Annotated in this window: 15 protein-coding genes; 8 read left to right on the top strand and 7 right to left on the bottom strand. The window is 73.2% G+C overall.

The window, feature by feature from the left end:
* Nucleotides 1–78: 78 nt before the first annotated feature.
* Genes DFP74_RS12310 through DFP74_RS12300 form a run of 3 tightly spaced genes read right to left on the bottom strand, consistent with a single transcriptional unit; the run spans nucleotide 79 to nucleotide 1,411 of the window.
* Entirely contained in the window at nucleotides 79–633 is a 555-nt protein-coding gene (locus DFP74_RS12310; protein ID WP_121181825.1) for an HD domain-containing protein, read from the bottom strand.
* Nucleotides 633–779: a hypothetical protein gene (locus tag DFP74_RS12305; protein ID WP_199725622.1), complete on the bottom strand. Its 147-nt coding sequence runs from the start codon at nucleotides 777–779 to the stop codon at nucleotides 633–635. The genes DFP74_RS12310 and DFP74_RS12305 overlap by 1 nt, the downstream gene beginning before the upstream one ends.
* A gap of 59 nt (nucleotides 780–838) precedes the next feature.
* Entirely contained in the window at nucleotides 839–1,411 is a 573-nt protein-coding gene (locus DFP74_RS12300) for a GNAT family N-acetyltransferase (RefSeq protein ID WP_121181824.1), read from the bottom strand.
* Between the two features lie 110 nt (nucleotides 1,412–1,521).
* Here DFP74_RS12300 and DFP74_RS12295 point away from each other — a divergent pair, with 110 nt between their 5' ends.
* Entirely contained in the window at nucleotides 1,522–2,100 is a 579-nt protein-coding gene (locus DFP74_RS12295; protein WP_121181823.1) for a DNA-3-methyladenine glycosylase I, read from the top strand.
* Nucleotides 2,101–2,113: 13 nt separating this feature from the next.
* On the opposite strand, the gene DFP74_RS12290 is transcribed toward DFP74_RS12295, so the two are convergent.
* Complete coding sequence (locus DFP74_RS12290; RefSeq protein WP_121181822.1) at nucleotides 2,114–3,772, bottom strand: ABC-F family ATP-binding cassette domain-containing protein; 1,659 nt, start codon at nucleotides 3,770–3,772, stop codon at nucleotides 2,114–2,116.
* 154 nt (nucleotides 3,773–3,926) lie between these two features.
* On the opposite strand from DFP74_RS12290, the gene DFP74_RS12285 reads away from it, so the two are divergent.
* The 5 genes from DFP74_RS12285 (at nucleotide 3,927) to DFP74_RS12265 (ending at nucleotide 8,600) form a co-directional block, all read left to right on the top strand.
* Nucleotides 3,927–4,562: a TetR/AcrR family transcriptional regulator gene (locus DFP74_RS12285; RefSeq protein ID WP_121181821.1), complete on the top strand. Its 636-nt coding sequence runs from the start codon at nucleotides 3,927–3,929 to the stop codon at nucleotides 4,560–4,562.
* A 141-nt stretch (nucleotides 4,563–4,703) separates the two neighbouring features.
* Nucleotides 4,704–5,429, top strand: coding sequence for a class I SAM-dependent methyltransferase (locus tag DFP74_RS12280; protein ID WP_121181820.1), 726 nt, complete (start codon nucleotides 4,704–4,706; stop codon nucleotides 5,427–5,429).
* A gap of 382 nt (nucleotides 5,430–5,811) precedes the next feature.
* Nucleotides 5,812–6,870, top strand: coding sequence for an ATP-binding cassette domain-containing protein (locus DFP74_RS12275; protein ID WP_121181819.1), 1,059 nt, complete (start codon nucleotides 5,812–5,814; stop codon nucleotides 6,868–6,870).
* Nucleotides 6,867–7,721 carry an ABC transporter permease gene (locus DFP74_RS12270; protein WP_121181818.1) on the top strand — a complete coding sequence of 285 codons (855 nt, stop codon included), beginning with the start codon at nucleotides 6,867–6,869 and terminating at the stop codon, nucleotides 7,719–7,721. The genes DFP74_RS12275 and DFP74_RS12270 overlap by 4 nt, the downstream gene beginning before the upstream one ends.
* Nucleotides 7,722–7,826: 105 nt before the next feature.
* Complete coding sequence (locus DFP74_RS12265) at nucleotides 7,827–8,600, top strand: TetR/AcrR family transcriptional regulator (protein ID WP_121181817.1); 774 nt, start codon at nucleotides 7,827–7,829, stop codon at nucleotides 8,598–8,600.
* 1,610 nt (nucleotides 8,601–10,210) lie between these two features.
* Here DFP74_RS12265 and eda read toward each other — a convergent pair.
* The 3 genes from eda to zwf form a co-directional block, all read right to left on the bottom strand.
* The gene (gene eda / locus DFP74_RS12255; protein ID WP_121181815.1) at nucleotides 10,211–10,849 is read right to left on the bottom strand and encodes a bifunctional 4-hydroxy-2-oxoglutarate aldolase/2-dehydro-3-deoxy-phosphogluconate aldolase; all 639 of its coding nucleotides are present in this window, start codon (nucleotides 10,847–10,849) and stop codon (nucleotides 10,211–10,213) included.
* Between the two features lie 171 nt (nucleotides 10,850–11,020).
* Nucleotides 11,021–12,865 (bottom strand): phosphogluconate dehydratase, encoded by a 1,845-nt coding sequence (gene edd, locus DFP74_RS12250; RefSeq protein WP_121181814.1) that lies wholly within the window; start codon nucleotides 12,863–12,865, stop codon nucleotides 11,021–11,023.
* Nucleotides 12,862–14,343: a glucose-6-phosphate dehydrogenase gene (gene zwf / locus DFP74_RS12245; RefSeq protein WP_121181813.1), complete on the bottom strand. Its 1,482-nt coding sequence runs from the start codon at nucleotides 14,341–14,343 to the stop codon at nucleotides 12,862–12,864. The genes edd and zwf overlap by 4 nt, the downstream gene beginning before the upstream one ends.
* 222 nt (nucleotides 14,344–14,565) lie before the next feature.
* On the opposite strand from zwf, the gene DFP74_RS12240 reads away from it, so the two are divergent.
* Nucleotides 14,566–15,753, top strand: coding sequence for an ROK family transcriptional regulator (locus tag DFP74_RS12240; RefSeq protein ID WP_121181812.1), 1,188 nt, complete (start codon nucleotides 14,566–14,568; stop codon nucleotides 15,751–15,753).
* A gap of 504 nt (nucleotides 15,754–16,257) precedes the next feature.
* Entirely contained in the window at nucleotides 16,258–16,926 is a 669-nt protein-coding gene (locus DFP74_RS12235; RefSeq protein WP_121181811.1) for a hypothetical protein, read from the top strand.
* Nucleotides 16,927–17,006 lie beyond the last annotated feature (80 nt).

Genomic DNA, 17,006 nt, shown 5'->3' with positions numbered 1-17,006 from the left:
CCGACTCGCCCTGTCACGCGCCTTTCGGATGGTGTTGGACGGTCGCGCCCCGCAGCACACAGAACGTGCGCACATGTCTCACTTCCTGGTCACGGGGTGGGCGGCCTGGTGGGCCAGACGTTCGTCGGCGCCCTCGGCCAGGGCCCGGAGGGCGTCGTCCAGACCAGCGAAGACCTCCCACGCCGGCCGTCCCTCCTCGTGGGCGATCCACCGCACCACCCGCAGTTCCAGGTCCTCCTTCCGGGCGCCCTTCCACACCTTGTCGGCCAGGCTGACCAGCAGGTCCTCCGGTTCCCGGTCCGCTTGGGCCCAGTCCCTGTGGGTGGCGCAGAACCGCGCCAGCCGCGGGGGCGTACCGCGGTCCAGCAGCAGCCGCTCCCCCGCCGGTTCGTGGCGGTGCCCCGGAGCGGACAACTCCTCGGGGTGGACGGTCTTGCCGATGTCGTGCACGGCGGCCCCGAAGCGGACAGCCTCGGTGTCCACCTCCAGGGCGGGGTGGTGCCGGCCGAGCCAGTCGAGCAGTCGGACCGCGACGTCGTGCACGAGCCGGCCGTGGGCGACGAGCCTGGGCGGCGCACCGCACTCCACCAGGGCACGGACCGCCGCCTCGGGCAGCGGTTCGAGCTCCTCCATCACGCCGCCGTCTCCTCCGGCGAGAGGAACTCCAGCCGGTTCCCGAGCGGATCGCGAACGTAGAAGGCGCGGCACACCCCTTCGGAGTTCGCGGGGACGCACACCAGGACGTGGTGCAGTCCGTAGCCGAGGGGGGTCGCGGTCATGGCACCCTCTCCGCCGGTTCCGAACCGGCACTTATCTTGATGTCAAGAGATATGGCAGTCTAGGATCCGGAACGCCCCGGCGGCAAGACCACCGGGCGCTCGTACAGGTACTCCAGACCGTCCGCCTTCTCCCACTGCTGGCCCACGTGCTCGAAACCGAATCCGGCGATGACCGCCAGCGACGCGGGGTTGTCCGGACGGATCGCCGCGCGCACCGTGGTGACCTCCGGGTTCGTGGCGGCCTTGGCGATCAGCGCCGCCACGATGCCACGGGCGTAGCCGCGGCGGCGGAACTCCGGCGCCACCGCGTAGCCGACCTCGACCATGCCGTGGTCGTCCGGCGGCCCGTGGAAGCTGGCGAACCCGACCGCCGTGTTCGGCCCCTCGGGGTCGACGGCGACGTGGGCCAGCCACCCGGCGCGGCTCGGATCGTCCAGGAGCTGGGACTCCCGCAGCCGCCACCACCAGGTCTCGCCCAGGAAGTAGGTCCCCAACTCGGTCCCCGCGACGGCACCGGCCGTGGCCAGGTCGTCGTCGGCCAGTGCCGCGAGAGCCGCCGCCCCGAGTTCCACCAGGCGTACCCGCCGGGTGCCCTGGCCGGGCGGGCCGGCGCTCGCGTCGATATCCGTCATGGCTCGATCCTCCTCCACCGAGCGCCCCGGCCACAACGCCGCGCGCCCGCCCTGTCCCCCCGCGCTGCCACCATGGGAGTCGACCGCCGCAGACGCACCGAGGAGTGGCCATGGCCCCGACCGACGACCGACTGTGTTCCTGGGCGCGGGGATCCTCGGAACTGATGCGCGCTTACCACGACCAGGAGTGGGGGCGCCCCTCCCGCGACGACCACCACCTGTTCGAGATGCTGGTGCTGGAGGGCGCCCAGGCCGGACTCTCCTGGTCCACCGTGCTCAACAAGCGCGAGAACTACCGCGCGGCCATGGACGGCTTCGACGTCCGCCGGGTCGCGGAGTACGGCCAGGCCGACACCGACCGGCTCCTCCAGGACGCGGGGATCATCCGCAACCGCCTCAAGATCGCCTCCGCGGTCCGCAACGCCCAGGCCTTCCTGCGCGTGCAGGAGGAGTTCGGGACCTTCGCCGACTACCTGTGGGCGTGGGTGGACCACACGCCGGTCGTCCACCACTTCACGGACGCCTCCGAGGTCCCGGCCAGCACTCCGTTGTCGGACCGGGTCGGCAAGGACCTGAAGAAGCGCGGCTTCGGCTTCGTCGGAACCACCATCGTCTACTCCTACCTCCAGGCCAGCGGCCTGGTCGAGGACCACCTGGTCGGCTGTCCCGCCAAGCCGGCGTCGCCCTAGGGCGACGGGTGGTTCAGCCGCCGTCCCGGGCGGGCGTGTCCCGCGGCGCGCGCCCCCGGGCGAGGGTCCACCGCCGGGTGGCCCCGACCTCCCGCAGGAAGGCCTCGTCGTGGCCGGCCACCAGCAGTGCGCCCCGGTAGCCCGACAGGGCCTCGGCCAACTGCCGCTGGCTGTCCAGGTCCAGGTTGTTGGTGGGCTCGTCCAGGACCAGTAGGCGGGGCGGGACGTCGGCGAGCAGCAGCCGGGCCAGGCAGACCCGGAACCGCTCCCCGCCGGAGAGGTCCCCGGCCCGCTGGTCCACCCGGTCGCCCCGGAGGAGGAACCGCGCCAGGTCGGCCCGCACCCGGTGCGGCGTGGCCGACGGGGCCGCGGCGCGCACGTTGTCGAGCACGCTGAGGTCGTCGTCGAGCACGTCCAGCCGTTGCGGCAGGTAGCCGATCCGATCGGTGACCCGCACGACCTCCGTGCCAGGGCTCTCCCCCTGTCCCACGACGGCCCTGAGCAGTGTGGTCTTGCCCGAACCGTTCGGGCCGACCACGGCGATCCGCTCCGGACCGCGCACGAACAGCCGCCGGCCGTCGCCGGCGAGCAGCTCCAGCAGGTCCTGCCCGGCCGGGACCTCGGTGCCCGGCAGCTCCACGCGGATCGCGTCGTCGTCGCGCACCGCGGCCTCCGCCCGGCCCAGATCCCGCCTGGCGTCGGCGAGTCTGCCCTCCTGCATGATCCGGTGCTTGCCCGCGGCGACCTGGGCGTCGCGCTTGCGCTGTTTCATCACCACGCGCGGCTCGCGCTTGGTGTCGTACATCTTCTTGCCGTAGCGCACCCTCCTGGCGAGCTTGACCTGCGCGTCGGCCAGCTGGCGCTTCTCCCGGCGCATGTCGGACTCGGCCGCGCGCACCATCCGCCGGGCGGCCTCCTGTTCCGCCGCCAGCTGCTCGGCGTAGTCGGAGTAGCCCCCGCCCCACGTCCGCAGGCGGCCCTCGCGCAGTTCGGCGATCTGATCGACCCGCTCCAGCAGCTCCCTGTCGTGGCTGACCACGATGAGGACGCCCGGCCAGGAGCCGACCGCGTCGTAGAGCCGTTCGCGGGCGTGGCGGTCGAGGTTGTTGGTGGGTTCGTCGAGCAGGGTGACGGAGGGCCGGAGCAGGGCCAGCCCGGCGAGCCCGGTCAGGACCGCCTCGCCGCCCGAGAGGGTCCCCACGGGCCGGTCGAGCGGCTCCGCCCCGTCGAGCCCGACCCCGAACCGCTGGAGTTGGGCGAGCGCGCGCTCCTCGATGTCCCAGTCCTGGCCCACGGCGGCGAAGTTCTCCTCGGTGGCCCGGCCCGCCTCGATCTCCCGCAGGGCGTCACGGGCCCGGTCGATCCCGAGCAGCGCCGCTACGGAGCGCCCGGTGTCCAGGGTGAGCCCCTGGTCCAGGTAGCCCACGGTGCCGGACACGGACACGGTGCCCGCGTTCGGCCGGTCGCGCCCCGCGATGAGGGTGAGCAGCGTGGACTTGCCACAGCCGTTGCGGCCGATGAGACCGGTGCGGCCCGGACCGAAGGTCGCGTCCAGCCCGGTGAAGACGGGTGTTCCCCCGAACCGGGGCCTGGGCCGGAGGCCGTCGTCCGACGGTGGGACACGGGCGGGCCAGTGGAAGGTCAGGCCGGAGATGACGACGGAAAAGGACAAGCGAACCTCGCAAGGGATGGGGAACACCGACGGGACCTGGGGGCGCGGGCGAGGTGGCCCATCGTGATCTCCTCCTTCGAGCGAGCTTCATGCGACTCTTGTCGCGGTAGTCAGCATGGCACACACGGACTTCAAATGCAACTATAGTTGCGTTATGACCTCGGACACGAAGAGCCCCGGCTCCAGCCGCCCCGGCGGGCGCACCGCCCGCAACACCGCCGCCGTCCTTCGCGCCACCCTCGACGAACTGGGCGAACACGGCTACGGCGCGCTCACCGCCGAGCGCGTGGCCACCCGCTCCGGCGTGCACAAGGCCACCGTCTACCGCCGCTGGGGCGGCGTCGACGGCCTACTGTCCGCGGCGCTGGAATGGTCGACCACCCACGCGTGGGAACCCGCTCGCACCGGCGAGCTGCGCGCGGACCTGTACGGCCTCGCCGAGACCGTGGTCCGGGGCTTCACCGACGCGCCCGAACGGGACGTGTCGGCCGCCTCTGTCGCCGCCGCCTTCGCCTCCCCCGAGGTCGCCGCGGCCCTGCGCGTGTTCATGGCCGACCGCCACGCGCGCGCCGCCGTGGTCGTGGCGGACGCGATCGACCGGGGCGAGGTCCCCGCGGACACCGACGCCCACGAGGTGGTGCGCGCCGCGGTCGCGCCCGTGTACTACCGGCTCTTCGTCAGCCGCGAGCCGGTCACCGAGGCCGACCTGCGGCGGGCGGCCGACCTCGCCGCCGACGCCGCCGCCCGGGGCGCCTTCACGGCCGGGCCCGCGTCGTCGAGCCGAGCATGAGCCGCTCCGCGGGACGGGTCCGACGGGGGACGGGACTCGCGGCGCGAAGACCGTGCGTGCGCCGCGCCCGGCGATAAGGTGGACCACGCGTCGGCCGCGCGTCGGCGCGCGACCGCACCGCGTATCCCAGGAGGGGACGGTATGGAGGACCTCGACCTGTCGTTGATCGGTGACCTGTACCGCAGGTACCGCGATCCGCTGGCCGAGGTACGGGACGCCCAGCGGGAGTTCCTCCGGCGCACCAAGGGCCGGCTGACCCCCCAGCTGGACGACCTGGAAGCGGAGATCACCTACCTCCTCCTGCGCGAGCGGCGGCCGGACACGGTCATGGAGCTGGGCACCTTCCACGGCTGGTCCACCACCTGGATCCTGTCCGCGCTGCGCGACAACGGCCGGGGGACGCTGCACTCCTTCGACATCGTGGACAACGTGGTGGCGAACGTGCCCGACGAGCTGGCGCTGGGCCGCTGGGAGTTCCACAAGGGCGACGTGCGGCAGAACACGGCCGAGATCCCCGAGGGGATCGACTACCTGTTCGTGGACGCCGCGCACAACGCCCGGTTCGCGAAGTGGTACCTGGCCGAGCTGTTCCCGCGGGTGGCGCCCGGAACGCCGGTGAGCGTCCACGACGTGTTCCACGGCAAGCGGGCCCTGCCGCTGACCGAGGGCGCCGTGGTGCTCTCGTGGCTGCGCCGGACCGGCACGGAGTTCCTCACCGTCTCCCGCAGGAAGGCGCCCGCCCCCTACACCGCGCTCATGGAGCTGCGGGAGGACCTGGGCCTGGGCGCACCGGTCCGCACGAGCACCGACAACCCGATGATCTTCTTCCGCATGCCGGTGCAGCAGGCCGTGCGGCCCACCCGCTGACCCGGACCTCCTCCCACCCGGCCGAACTCTCGGCCCCGGCCCCGGCCCCGCCCCCTGCCCTTCGCGCGTGACCCGCCCCGCCTCCGGGCCCGTCGGAACCCCCTCCTGCCCAGGTTTCCTCCTCCCCTGCCCCGCGTCCCGGCCCAGGGCCCCTCCGCCCCGCCCGCGCCCCGCGCCCGACCCTGACCCGACCCAGGGCCCCTCCCGCACGCGCGCCCCTCCCCCACCGCCTCCGCCAGGCCCTCGGGGCGCCGGCGCGCCCGCGTCCCACGGAACCAGGCGGAACCAACTCTCGTACGTTGTACGGAATATCTCCGCGGACCCTTGCGTTCCAGTCTCCCGTACGCTGTACTGTACGGCGTACGACACCGAGGGAGGCGCCATGACGCACACACCGGCCGCCATCAGCGCGCGGGGCGTGGGCAAGAGGTACGGCAGGTCCTGGGCCCTGCGCGGATTCGACCTGGACGTGGCCGCCGGCAGCGTGCACGGGCTGCTCGGGCCCAACGGCGCGGGCAAGACCACGGCCGTGCGGATCCTCACCACCCTTCTGCGCGCCGACGAGGGGACCGTCCGCGTCGCCGGGTACGACGTGGCCGCCGAGGCGGCCCAGGTCCGGTACCGGATCGGTCTGGTCGGCCAGCACGCCGCCGTGGACGAGGTCCTCAGCGGACGCCAGAACCTGGAGATGTTCGGCCGCCTCTACCACCTCGGCACCCGCCCGGCCCGCCGCCGGGCCGAGGAGCTCCTGGAGCGCTTCGGCCTCCAGGACACCGGAACCAAGCCGGTCAGCGGCTACTCCGGTGGCATGCGCCGCAGGCTGGACCTGGCGGCGAGCCTGATCCTGTCCCCGCCCGTGCTCTTCCTGGACGAGCCCACCGTGGGCCTGGACCCGCGCGGGCGCGGCGAGGTGTGGTCGGCCGTCCGCCGGCTCGTCGCCGACGGCACCACGGTGCTGCTCACCACCCAGTACCTGGAGGAGGCGGACCAGCTCGCCGACGAGGTGTCGGTGATCGACGCCGGTCGGGTGATCGCCGAGGGCGGCCCGGAACAGCTCAAGGGTCGCCTGGGCGGCGACCGGATCGACGTGGTCCTGGACGACGCCGGACGGCTGGCCGAGTCCGTCCGACTGGTCGAGGAACTGGTCGGCGGCCCCGTGGTGGTCGGCGACGGCGAACGCCCGCCCGGCCGTCGCCCGGCACCGGGGCAGAGCGCGGAGGAAGAGGACACCGCCGCCGACCACAGCGCTTCGCACCCGACCCTGACCTTCGGCGTCGGCGCGGCGGACCGCGTGTCGGCCCTGACCGGGGTCGTACGCGCGCTGGAGGAGAAGGGCGTGGGGGTGGCCGACGTCGCCCTGCGCCGACCCACGCTGGACGAGGTCTTCCTGCACCTGACCGGTGACCGTGAGGACGAGACCGAGGAGGCCGCGCACCGATGAGCACCACCGCGATCGCACCCGACCCGCACACCGCCGTACCGACCGGACCGCCCACCGGGGCCGCCCGGCTCGCGTGGGCGGTGGCCGACGGCTGGACCGTCACGCGCCGCGACGTCACCCACTGGCTGCGCCGACCCGGGGCGCTCGTCGCCGGGCTGCTCTTCCCGATCCTGATGGTGCTGATCTTCGGCTACCTCTTCGGCGGCGGGATGACCGTGCCCGGCGGCGGGGACTACCGCGAGTTCATGATCCCGGGCATGTTCGCCATGACCATGGTCTTCGGCCTGGGCGAGACGGTGACCGCCGTCGTCAACGACACCTCCCGCGGAGTCACCGACCGCTTCCGCTCGATGCCGATGGCGCCGTCGGCGGTGGTCGTCGGCCGCTGCGCCGCCGACATGCTCAAGTCCGCGGTGACCCTCGCCGTCCTGGTCGGTTCCGGCCTCCTCGTCGGCTGGGAGTGGCACGGCGGGGCCGGGTCGACGCTGGCCGCGCTGGGCCTGCTGCTCCTCCTGCGGTTCGCCCTGGTCTGGGTCGGGATCTACCTCGGGCTCCTGGTGAAGGGCGACTCCGTGGTCACGACCGTGCAGACCCTGGAGTTCCCGCTGGGCTTCCTGTCCAACGCCTTCGTCGCGACCGCCACCATGCCCGTGTGGCTGGGCACGATGGCGGACTGGAACCCGATGTCGTCCACCGTCGCCGCCGCCCGGGAGCTCTTCGGCAACCCTGGCTGGGGCGGGGACTCCTGGATCGCGCAGAACGCCGTCCTCATGGCCGTCGTGTGGCCGCTGCTGATCACGGCGGTGTTCGCCCCGCTGTGCGTCCACCGGTTCCGCCACCTGGAGGACTGACCCGCCATCCCGTGTGCGCAGGGCGGTCCGGTCCCCTTCAGGGCGGACCGGACCGCTCCGACGTACACTGACGCGTACCGCCACGGCCCACGACCAGGACGGCCCATGTCCACGCAGCGCAACAAGCCCAGCGATCCCGCCCGCAGCATGGCCCTGCTGTGGCGCCGGGGGGAGCCGACCAGCCGTCGGCACAAACCGGACCTGAGCGTCGACCGGATCGTGGCCGCCGCCTCGGAGCTGGCCGACGCCGAAGGGCTGGGCGCGCTGTCCATGCGCCGGGTCGCCGACCGCCTGGGCGTGGGCACGATGTCGCTGTACACCTACGTTCCCGGCAAGGGCGAGCTCATCGACCTCATGGTCGACGCCGCCTACGCGAACATGTACGAGGCCGAGCCGCCGGAGCACTGGCGCGACCGGCTGACCGAGGTCGCCCACGCCAACCGCCGGCTGTACATGAGCCACCCGTGGATCCTGCAGACCGTCACCATGCGCCTGCTGGGTCCGCACTGCATCGCCAAGTACGACCGCGAGCTGGCCGCCGTGGACGGGCTCGGCCTCACCGAGATCGAGATGGACTCCACGGTCAGCCTCGTCAACGGCTACGTGGAGAGCACCGCCCGGCAGACCCTGGCCCTGACCGAGGCCGAGCGGGAGTCGGGGATGGACGTCGAGCAGTGGTGGCGCACCTACGACCCCCTGCTGTCGGCCCTCATCAACGAAGAGGACTACCCGCTGGCCTCCCGGGTGGGCGGTGCCGTGGGCGCCGCCCATCAGACCGTCTACGCCCCCGACCACGAGTTCGCGTTCGGTCTGGAGCGGGTGCTGGACGGGATCCAGGTCCTGGTGGAGGCCCGCGCGGCCGAGAACGGCACCGCCTGACGGCATCCGGCGGGAAGTACGCGGAACCTTCCTCGCGGTCGGCGCGCCCAAGGGAGAAGGAACCGACACCGGGAGCTTGTTCGGATGCTGCTCTTACTACTCCTCCTCTGCGTCGTGCTCGTGGCCGCGTGCTGGCCCTTCCACGCCCAGTTCGTATCCGAACGCCGCCTCCTGCTCGCCCGGATCACCCGGGCCAGGGAACAACTCGACGAACCCGGTGCCGGGCTCCTGCGCGTCCACGAGACGCTGACGCGCGACATCGCGCTCGTGCGGGGCGGGCACGCGCCGGAGGAGGCCGCGCAGACCCTCGGTACGGCCGAGGACGACCTGCGCCGGGCCGACGAACTCATCCGCCTCCACAACGAGCTCAGCCGGACGGCCGACGAAGGACGGTTCGGCTTCCGGCCGTCGAGGCTCGCCGACGCCGACCGCGCCTGGCGGGAACTGGAACAGGACGTGCGGACGTACCTGCCGCGGCTCGACGAGCACGAGGCGCGCCTGTCTGCGGTGGTCGCCGACACCGGCCGGATCCCGCAGCGGACGCGCGAGGCCGAGGACCTGGTCGGCGAGGTGACGGAGGTGGCGGAGGCCGGCCGCGACGAGGGTTTCGTGGTGACCGGGGAGACCCGCGTCCTCGGCACCGCGGCCGAACGCCTCGCCCAGGTCCGCTCCCTGGTCGCGGAACGCCGTCTCATCGCCGCCGTGGGCCCGTTGTCGACACTGGTCGACGAGCTCACCGCCGCCCGCGACGCCCTGCGGTCGCTCCGCCGCCGCCAGGAGACCCTGGCCGCGGGCACGGCCGGCCTGCGCGCGGACCAGGAGCGCCTGACCGGGCGGCGCGTGGCGGCGGAGGCGGCCCTGTCCGAACTGCTCGACCACCACGCCCCCTCGAACGCGGAGGGGATCGCCGAGCGGGTGGCGGCGGGATCCCGCGCGCTGGACAGGGCCGGTCTCCTCGCCGGTGAGGCCGGCGAGGCCCTGGCCGCGCGGGACGTCCACCGGGGCGAGCGTGCCGTCGCCGAGGCGCGCGACGCGCACGAGCGCGCGGAGGAGGAGCTGGCCGCCCCCGAACAGCGCCTCGCCCGCGTGAGGGAGCTCAGCCGATCGCTCCCCTATGAGTGCCGGGTCCTGGCCGGGCGGACCGAACAGGTCGGCAAGCGCGCGCTGAAGGCGCAGGAGACCAGGCCCCTCGCACCTGTGGCCGCCGGTCTGCGCGCCGCCGTCGAACGGCTGGACGTGGCCGCGCGGCGGCCGGACTGGCTCGTGATCGAGGCGCGCCTCGCCGAGACCTCGGCCCTCCTCGACCCCCTCGACAAGGCCGTGGAGGAGGTCGCCCGCGCCGCTTGGACCAAGCAGAAGGAGCTGGACCGGGTCCGGGGGGGAACTGCGCAACGCACGCCGGGACATCGACCGTCTCACCGCGCCGCGCCTGCTCGGGCTGCCCCCGGCCGACACCGACCGCCTGGACCGCGACTCCTCGAACTGAGGGGCGGAGCGGACGCGCCCGCCCTCCCCCGGTGTCCGGAGGCGGCCGGAACGCGGCCCGGTCCCGGGCACACGAACGGCCGTGCGCTCCCCGCGGGGAGCGCACGGCCGTTCAGGGTCGGACCTCAGCCGCGCAGGGCCGCGGCCTCGCGGGCCAGCGCCTCGACCTTGTCCCACGCGCCCGCCGACACCAGGTCGGTCGGGGTCAGCCAACTGCCGCCGACGCAGCCGACGTTGGGCAGCGCCAGGTAGGTGGGCGCCGACGCGGCCGTGATCCCGCCGGTCGGGCAGAAGCGCACCTGCGGCAGCGGGCCGCCCAGCGACTTCAGGAACGGCACCCCGCCCGCGGCCTCGGCCGGGAAGAACTTCATCGCGGTGATCCCGCGCTCCAGCAGCGCCAGGGCCTCGGAGACCGTGCCCACACCCGGCAGGAAGGGCAGTCCGGTGTCGGCCATCCCCTGGGCCAGGTCAGGGGTGCAGCCGGGGCTGACCAGGAAGCGGGAACCCGCCTCCGCCGCCGCCCGCGCCTGCTCCGGGGTGGCCACGGTGCCCGCGCCCACGACGGCCTCGGGCACCTCGGCGGCGATGCGCTCGATCGCCTCGAGCGCGGCGGGGGTCCGCAGGGTGACCTCGATGCCGGGCAGACCGCCCGCCACCAGGGCGCGGGCCAGCGGCACCGCGGTCTCGGCGTCGGAGACCACGACCACCGGCATGACCGGGGCGAGGTCCAGGATGTCCGCTCCAGAGCGGGGCGTCGTCGTCATACGTGCTCTCCAGGATGGGTCAGGACAAGACGGGGCTGGGGCGCGAAGCGCCTCGGTTGAGGGTGGTGCCCCACAGGGCGCGAAGCGCACACCCTGGGGCGATGCCGGGCGACGGGCGGGCGGTGGCCCACCCGCCGCCCAGCGCCACCGTGGACGGTGGCGGGCGACGGGTCAGAGGTGGAAGACCCCGGCGCCCTTCTCCGCGGGGCCGACCGAGCCGCGCATGGCCGCGAACAGCTCGCGGCCGGTGCCGAAGGAGGAGTCCGCGGTCGGCTGGGCGGGCTCGCGCCCGCTCAGGTCGGCCAGCACCTCCAGCGTGCCCTTGGCCGCGTCCAGCCGGATGAGGTCCCCGTCGCGCACGAACGCCAGCGGGCCGCCCGCCTTCGCCTCCGGGGAGACGTGGATGGCGGCGGGCACCTTGCCCGAGGCGCCGGACATGCGTCCGTCGGTCACCAGGGCGACCCTCTGCCCCCGGTCCTGGAGCACCGCCAGCGGCGGGGTGAGCTTGTGCAGCTCGGGCATGCCGTTGGCCTGCGGACCCTGGAAGCGCACCACGGCGACGAAGTCGCCGGTCAGCTCACCGGCGGAGAACGCCGTCTGGAGTTCGGACTGGTCACCGAACACCTTGGCCGGGGCCTCCACCACGTGCCGTTCGGGCGCCACGGCCGAGACCTTGATGACCGCGCGGCCCAGGTTGCCCGAGAGCATGCGCAGACCGCCGTCGCTGGCGAAGGGGTCCTCGACACCGCGCAGCACACTGGTGTCGCTGGTCTCCTTGACCTCGTCCACCCAGCTCAGCACGCCCTCGTCCAGGCGCGGGGCCAGCCGGTACCGCGACAGCCCCTCGCCCATCAGGGTACGCACGTCCTCGTGGAGCAGGCCGGCGTCGAGCAGCGAGCCGATCAGGTAGGCCATGCCGCCCGCCTCGTGGAACTGGTTCACGTCCGCGGCGCCGTTGGGGTACATGCGGGTGAGCAGCGGCACGACATCGGACAGGCTCGCGAAGTCGTCCCAGGTGAGCTCGATCCCCGCGGCGGCGGCCATGGCCACCAGGTGCAGGGTGTGGTTGGTGGAGCCGCCGGTGGCCAGCAGCGCGACCACGGCGTTGACGATCGCGCGCTCGTCGACCTGTTCGCCGATCGGGGTGTAGTGCTGCCCCAGGGCGGTGTGCCCCAGGACGCGGCGTCCGGCCTCGGCCGTGAAGGCCTCGCGCAGGGGCGTGCCCGGCTGCTCGAAGCTCGCGCCCGGCAGGTGCAGGCCCATGACCTCCATGAGCATCTGGTTGGAGTTGGCGGTGCCGTAGAACGTGCACGTACCCGCCGAGTGGTAGGCGGCGGACTCGGCCTGGAGCAGCTCGCGGCGCCCCACCTTGCCCTCGGCGAACTGCTGGCGCACCCGCGCCTTGTCCTTGTTGGGCAGGCCGGAGGGCATCGGACCGGCGGGCACGAAGGCCACCGGCAGGTGGCCGAAGGACAGCGCGCCGATGAGCAGGCCGGGCACGATCTTGTCGCACACGCCGAGCATGAGGGCGCCGTCGAACATGTCGTGGGAGAGCGCCACGGCGGTGGCCATGGCGATCACGTCCCGGCTGAACAGCGAGAGCTCCATGCCCGCGCGACCCTGCGTGATGCCGTCGCACATGGCGGGCACGCCGCCGGCGAACTGGGCCACACCGCCCGCCTCGGACACCGCGGCCTTGATGGTCTCGGGGTAGTTCTTCAGCGGCTGGTGCGCGGACAGCATGTCGTTGTAGGAGGAGACGATCGCCAGGTTCGGGGTCACGTCGCCCGCCAGCGCGAGCTTGTCGGAGACCCCGCAGGCGGCGAAGCCGTGGGCGAGGTTGGCGCAGCCGAGGGAGCCCCGCGCGGGGCCCTCGCTCGCGGCGGCGGCGATCCGCTCCAGGTAGGCGGAGCGGGTGGCGGCACTGCGCTCGGCCAGGCGTCGGGTGACGTCGGCGACGACGGGGTGGACGGCGGCGGTGCTTCCGTCCCCGGCGTCGGGGGTGTTCGCGGTCATCGGTGCTGCTCCTCTTCGTGCCACGTCCGGCCGGTACGGCCGATGAGCCGGTGGGCGCCCGCGGGGCCGGCGCTTCCGGCTGGATAGGTCTCGGGAGTGGTGCTCAGGCCGTTCCAGGCCTCGATGATGGGGTCCACCCAGCGCCAGGCGGCTTCGACCTCGTCGCGCCGCATGAACAGGGTGGAGTCCCCCGCCAACACGTCCATCAGCAGCCGCTCGTAGGCCTCGGGAGAGCGGGTGGCGAAGGTGTCGGCGAAGCTGAGTTCCAGGGGGACCGGCCGCAGCCGCAGCGCTCCCGCGCCCGGCGTCTTGGCCAGCATGGTCAGGTGGATGCCCTCGTCCGGCTGGAGGCTGATGACGAGGCTGCCCGCACCCGGGAGGCTGTTGGTCCCGGGGAAGATCGTGTGCGGGACCTCGCGGAAGCGGATCACGATCTCGGAGCGGGAGTGGCCCAGCCGCTTGCCGGTGCGCAGGTAGAACGGCACGCCCGCCCAGCGCCAGTTGGCGACCTCGGCGCGCAGGGCCACGAAGGTCTCGGTGGTGCTCGTCGGGGAACCGCCGGCCTCGTCGAGGTAGCCCGAGACCTCGGTGCCCTGGATGACGCCGCCTCCGTACTGGCCCCGCACGGTGTCCTCGATGACGCGCTCGCCGGACAGGGGGCGCAGGGACTGCAGGACCTTGAGCTTCTCGTCGCGCACGGCGTCGCGGTCGTAGCTGGCCGGGGGCTCCATGGCGGTGAGGCAGAGCAGCTGCAGCAGGTGGTTCTGGACCATGTCCCGCATCGCGCCGGAACCGTCGTAGTAGCCGCGGCGCCCGCCCACCCCGACGGTCTCGGCGGCGGTGATCTGGACGTGGTCGATCCAGCGGGAGTTCCACAGGGGTTCGAGGAAGACGTTGGCGAACCGCAGCACGAGCAGGTTCTGCACCGTCTCCTTCCCCAGGTAGTGGTCGATCCGGTAGATCTGCCGCTCGGTGAAGATGGCGCCGACCTCGTCGTTGACCTCCTGGGAGGAGACCAGGTCGCGCCCCAGGGGCTTTTCCATGACGACGCGCGACTCGGGGGTGACGAGCCCGGCGTCGCTGAGGCCGCGGCAGATCCCGCCGGAGATCATCGGCGGCACGGCGAGGTAGAAGACGCGGTCGCGGTCGGGCGACAGCGCCGCCGCGAGGTCGGCCCAGCCGGAGGTGTCGCCCCCGACGTCCACGGTGATGTGGGAGAGGCGGTCCAGGAAGCGGCTGAGCACATCGGGTTCGATCACCTGCACGGCCTGGTGTCCGCGGACCGCCGCCGCGGCCTTGTCGCGCAGGTCGGCGTCGGTGAGGCCGTCACGGGAGACCGCGACGACCCGGGTTCTCCCGTCCAGGTGCCCGTCGCGGTCCAGGAGGTAGAGGGAGGGGAGGAGTTTACGCATGGACAGGTCGCCGGTACCCCCGAAGACCACCAGGTCGGTGGGACGGGACACGGACTGCTGCGACATCTCGGCTACTCCTGCGGTGATGCGGACGGGGAGGGAGGGGGTGCGACGCCGACCGCCACGATGACGTGTGGCAGGTGAGAGGCGAACCACCGGTTCGACCCCCCTTGGCCTCTTTCGAGCCTAAGGCCGACTATGGTAAAAAACCAAGCACACTTCAGAACACTTCTTTACATAACCTCTCAGGCTTCCCATCGCATCGCGGGTGAAATGGTTCAATGAGACATGGCTAGAACCCCGGGACGCCTGTCCTCCTCGGCGACCAGCGGCCACATCCTGGAGATGATCCGCACCGGCACCGCGACGAGCAGGTCGGAGATCGGCCGCGCGACCGGGCTCTCCCGCCCGTCCGTCGCCCTGCGTGTCACGGAACTGATCGAGAGCGGCCTGGTCGTCGAGCGCACCGGCGCGGTCTCCAGCGGGGGGCGCCCGCCGACCCTGCTGGAGTTCAACGCCGAGAGCGGGCTCGTCCTCACCAGCGCCCTGGGCATGGTGCGCAGCCAGGCCGCCGTGTGCGACCTCAACGGCGCGGTCCTGGTCCGCACGCCGGGTTCACCCGACATGGAGCAGGGGCCCGACGCCACGGTCCCCTGGCTGCTGGACACCTGGTCCGAGCAGATCGCGGCCCTGGGCCGGGGCCCCGCCGACGTGCGCGGAGTGGGGGTCGGCCTGCCCGGCACGGTCGAGTTCCACGCCGGACGCGCCGAGGACCGGCCGTTCCTGGGCAAGTGGGCGGGCGTCGCCCTGGCCCCGCTGATCGCCGAGCGCTTCCCCGTGCCGGTCATGGTCGACAACGACGTGAACGTAATGGCGCTCGGGGAACACGTCGCCGGAGGGCACGGACACCCCGACGACATGGTCTTCGTCAAGGTCTCCACGGGGATCGGCGCCGGGCTGCTCTCCGGCGGGAACCTGCTGCGGGGCGCTCTGGGCGCGGCCGGCGAACTCGGTCACATCCCCGTGCGCGGGGGCGGCGGCCTGCCGTGCCGCTGCGGCAACACCGACTGCCTGGAGGCGGTGGCCGGGGGCCGCCGGCTCCTGGAGCGCGCCGCCGAACAGGGGCGGCCGGTCGCCGCCCTCAAGGACCTGGTGTCCCTGGCGGGTGAGGGCGACGCGGTGGCGGTCACCCTGATCCGCGAGGCGGGCCGACGCCTGGGCGAGACGCTCGCCGGCGCGGTCAACCTGCTCAACCCCGAGGTGATCGTGCTGGGCGGAGACCTGTCGGAGGCCTACGACCACCTGGTCGCGGGCGTGCGCGAGGTGGTCTTCCAGCAGTGCACCGCGCTGGCCACCCGCCAGTTGCGCGTGGTGCCCAGCAGCCTGTGGGACGAGGCGGGCGTGCGCGGCTGCGCGACACTGGTGACCGAGGAGATCCTCTCCCCGGAAGCGGTCAACAAGCTCCTGTCCGGCTGACGTCCGTTCCCGCGCTCACGAGCGCGGGGGCCCGGGCCGAGCGCGGTGGAGGAGTCCCCAGGCGGTCCGGGTTCCGGGGGCGCGTTCCGTCCACAGCCTGTGGACGGAAGGTTTGTCACCCCCACCGCCCCGGGCACGATCTCCACGGAGGGCCTGGCCCCTCCTCCCGCCCGTCATCCGCCATCGCCCCCAGGGGCGCTGCGCTGGAGGTGGGCTACCGCCCTCGACCGAGGCGCTCCGCGCCCAGCCCGCCCGCCCGTCACCCGCCATCGCCCACGTCGATCCCGGCCCCTGCCCCGCGCGCCGCCCCGACCGACCCCGCGGCACGGATATACCGCCCCGGACCTGCACGGACGCCGTTCACGACGAGCGTCGGCCCCGTCATGGCACTTGACAAGCACCCCCTTCGTGGCGAATAGTCCACCAGCACCGTTCCCGACCCCGCACACTCCCGTCACCCCCGTGACCGCACCCCGTGCGGACCCCCGCCCGGAAAGGTCCCCCGTGCTCACAGAAAACCCGATACTGCTGATCCTGTTGGGCGCCGCCATCAGCCTCGTCACCAGCGTGGTCGTGACCGCCGTCCAGGCCCGGATCATCCGGCGCGGCGACATCCGTGCCTCCTCGCGATCCTCGGCCCGCAGCCTGACCAGTGCGTTCATCGCGGAGCGCGACGCGAGCGACCCCACGGAGAGCTTCCTCGCCGAAGCGGAACTGACGGTCATGTCGATGACCGACCGCAAGACGCGCGACCGGCTCCGCGACACCATCCGGCTGCTGCGCGAGCGCACGCTCCCCGAGGTCGAGGAGCTCGGCGGCATCAAGGCCGAGCGTGCCCGGCAGGTGCTGTGCGACCACGCCCTGGAGGTCCTGGGGGCCCACCTGCGCGCCGAACGGCTGCCCGAGACGCCCCCGGCGATCCGTAAGATGCTGAGCATCGAGGAGGAGGCGCTGAGCATCCACTCCGGTGAGGCCCCGCGCCCCAACCCGCCCATCGCCAAGAGCGCCGTCACCTCCCGGCCCCGGCACACGCCCGCCAAGTCCGCGCCCGCCTCCGCGCGCAAGACCACCAAGAGCAGCACCAAGACCGCCGCCAAGCCCGCGGCCAAGGGCGGGACCGGCACCGCGACCGCCGAAGAGGACGAGAAGCCGAGCGGGTTCTGGGACGACTGATCCCCATGCCCGCCCCCGCGCTCACAGTGACCCGCCGTGCTCGATCACGGCGGGTCACGCGTGTTCGTTGGGGGTCTACT

It is taken from the genome of Nocardiopsis sp. Huas11, from assembly GCF_003634495.1.
Classification (GTDB): Bacteria; Actinomycetota; Actinomycetes; order Streptosporangiales; family Streptosporangiaceae; genus Nocardiopsis.
Note: the sequence above shows the minus strand (reverse complement) of the source record. Positions and strands in the feature narration are given on the sequence as shown.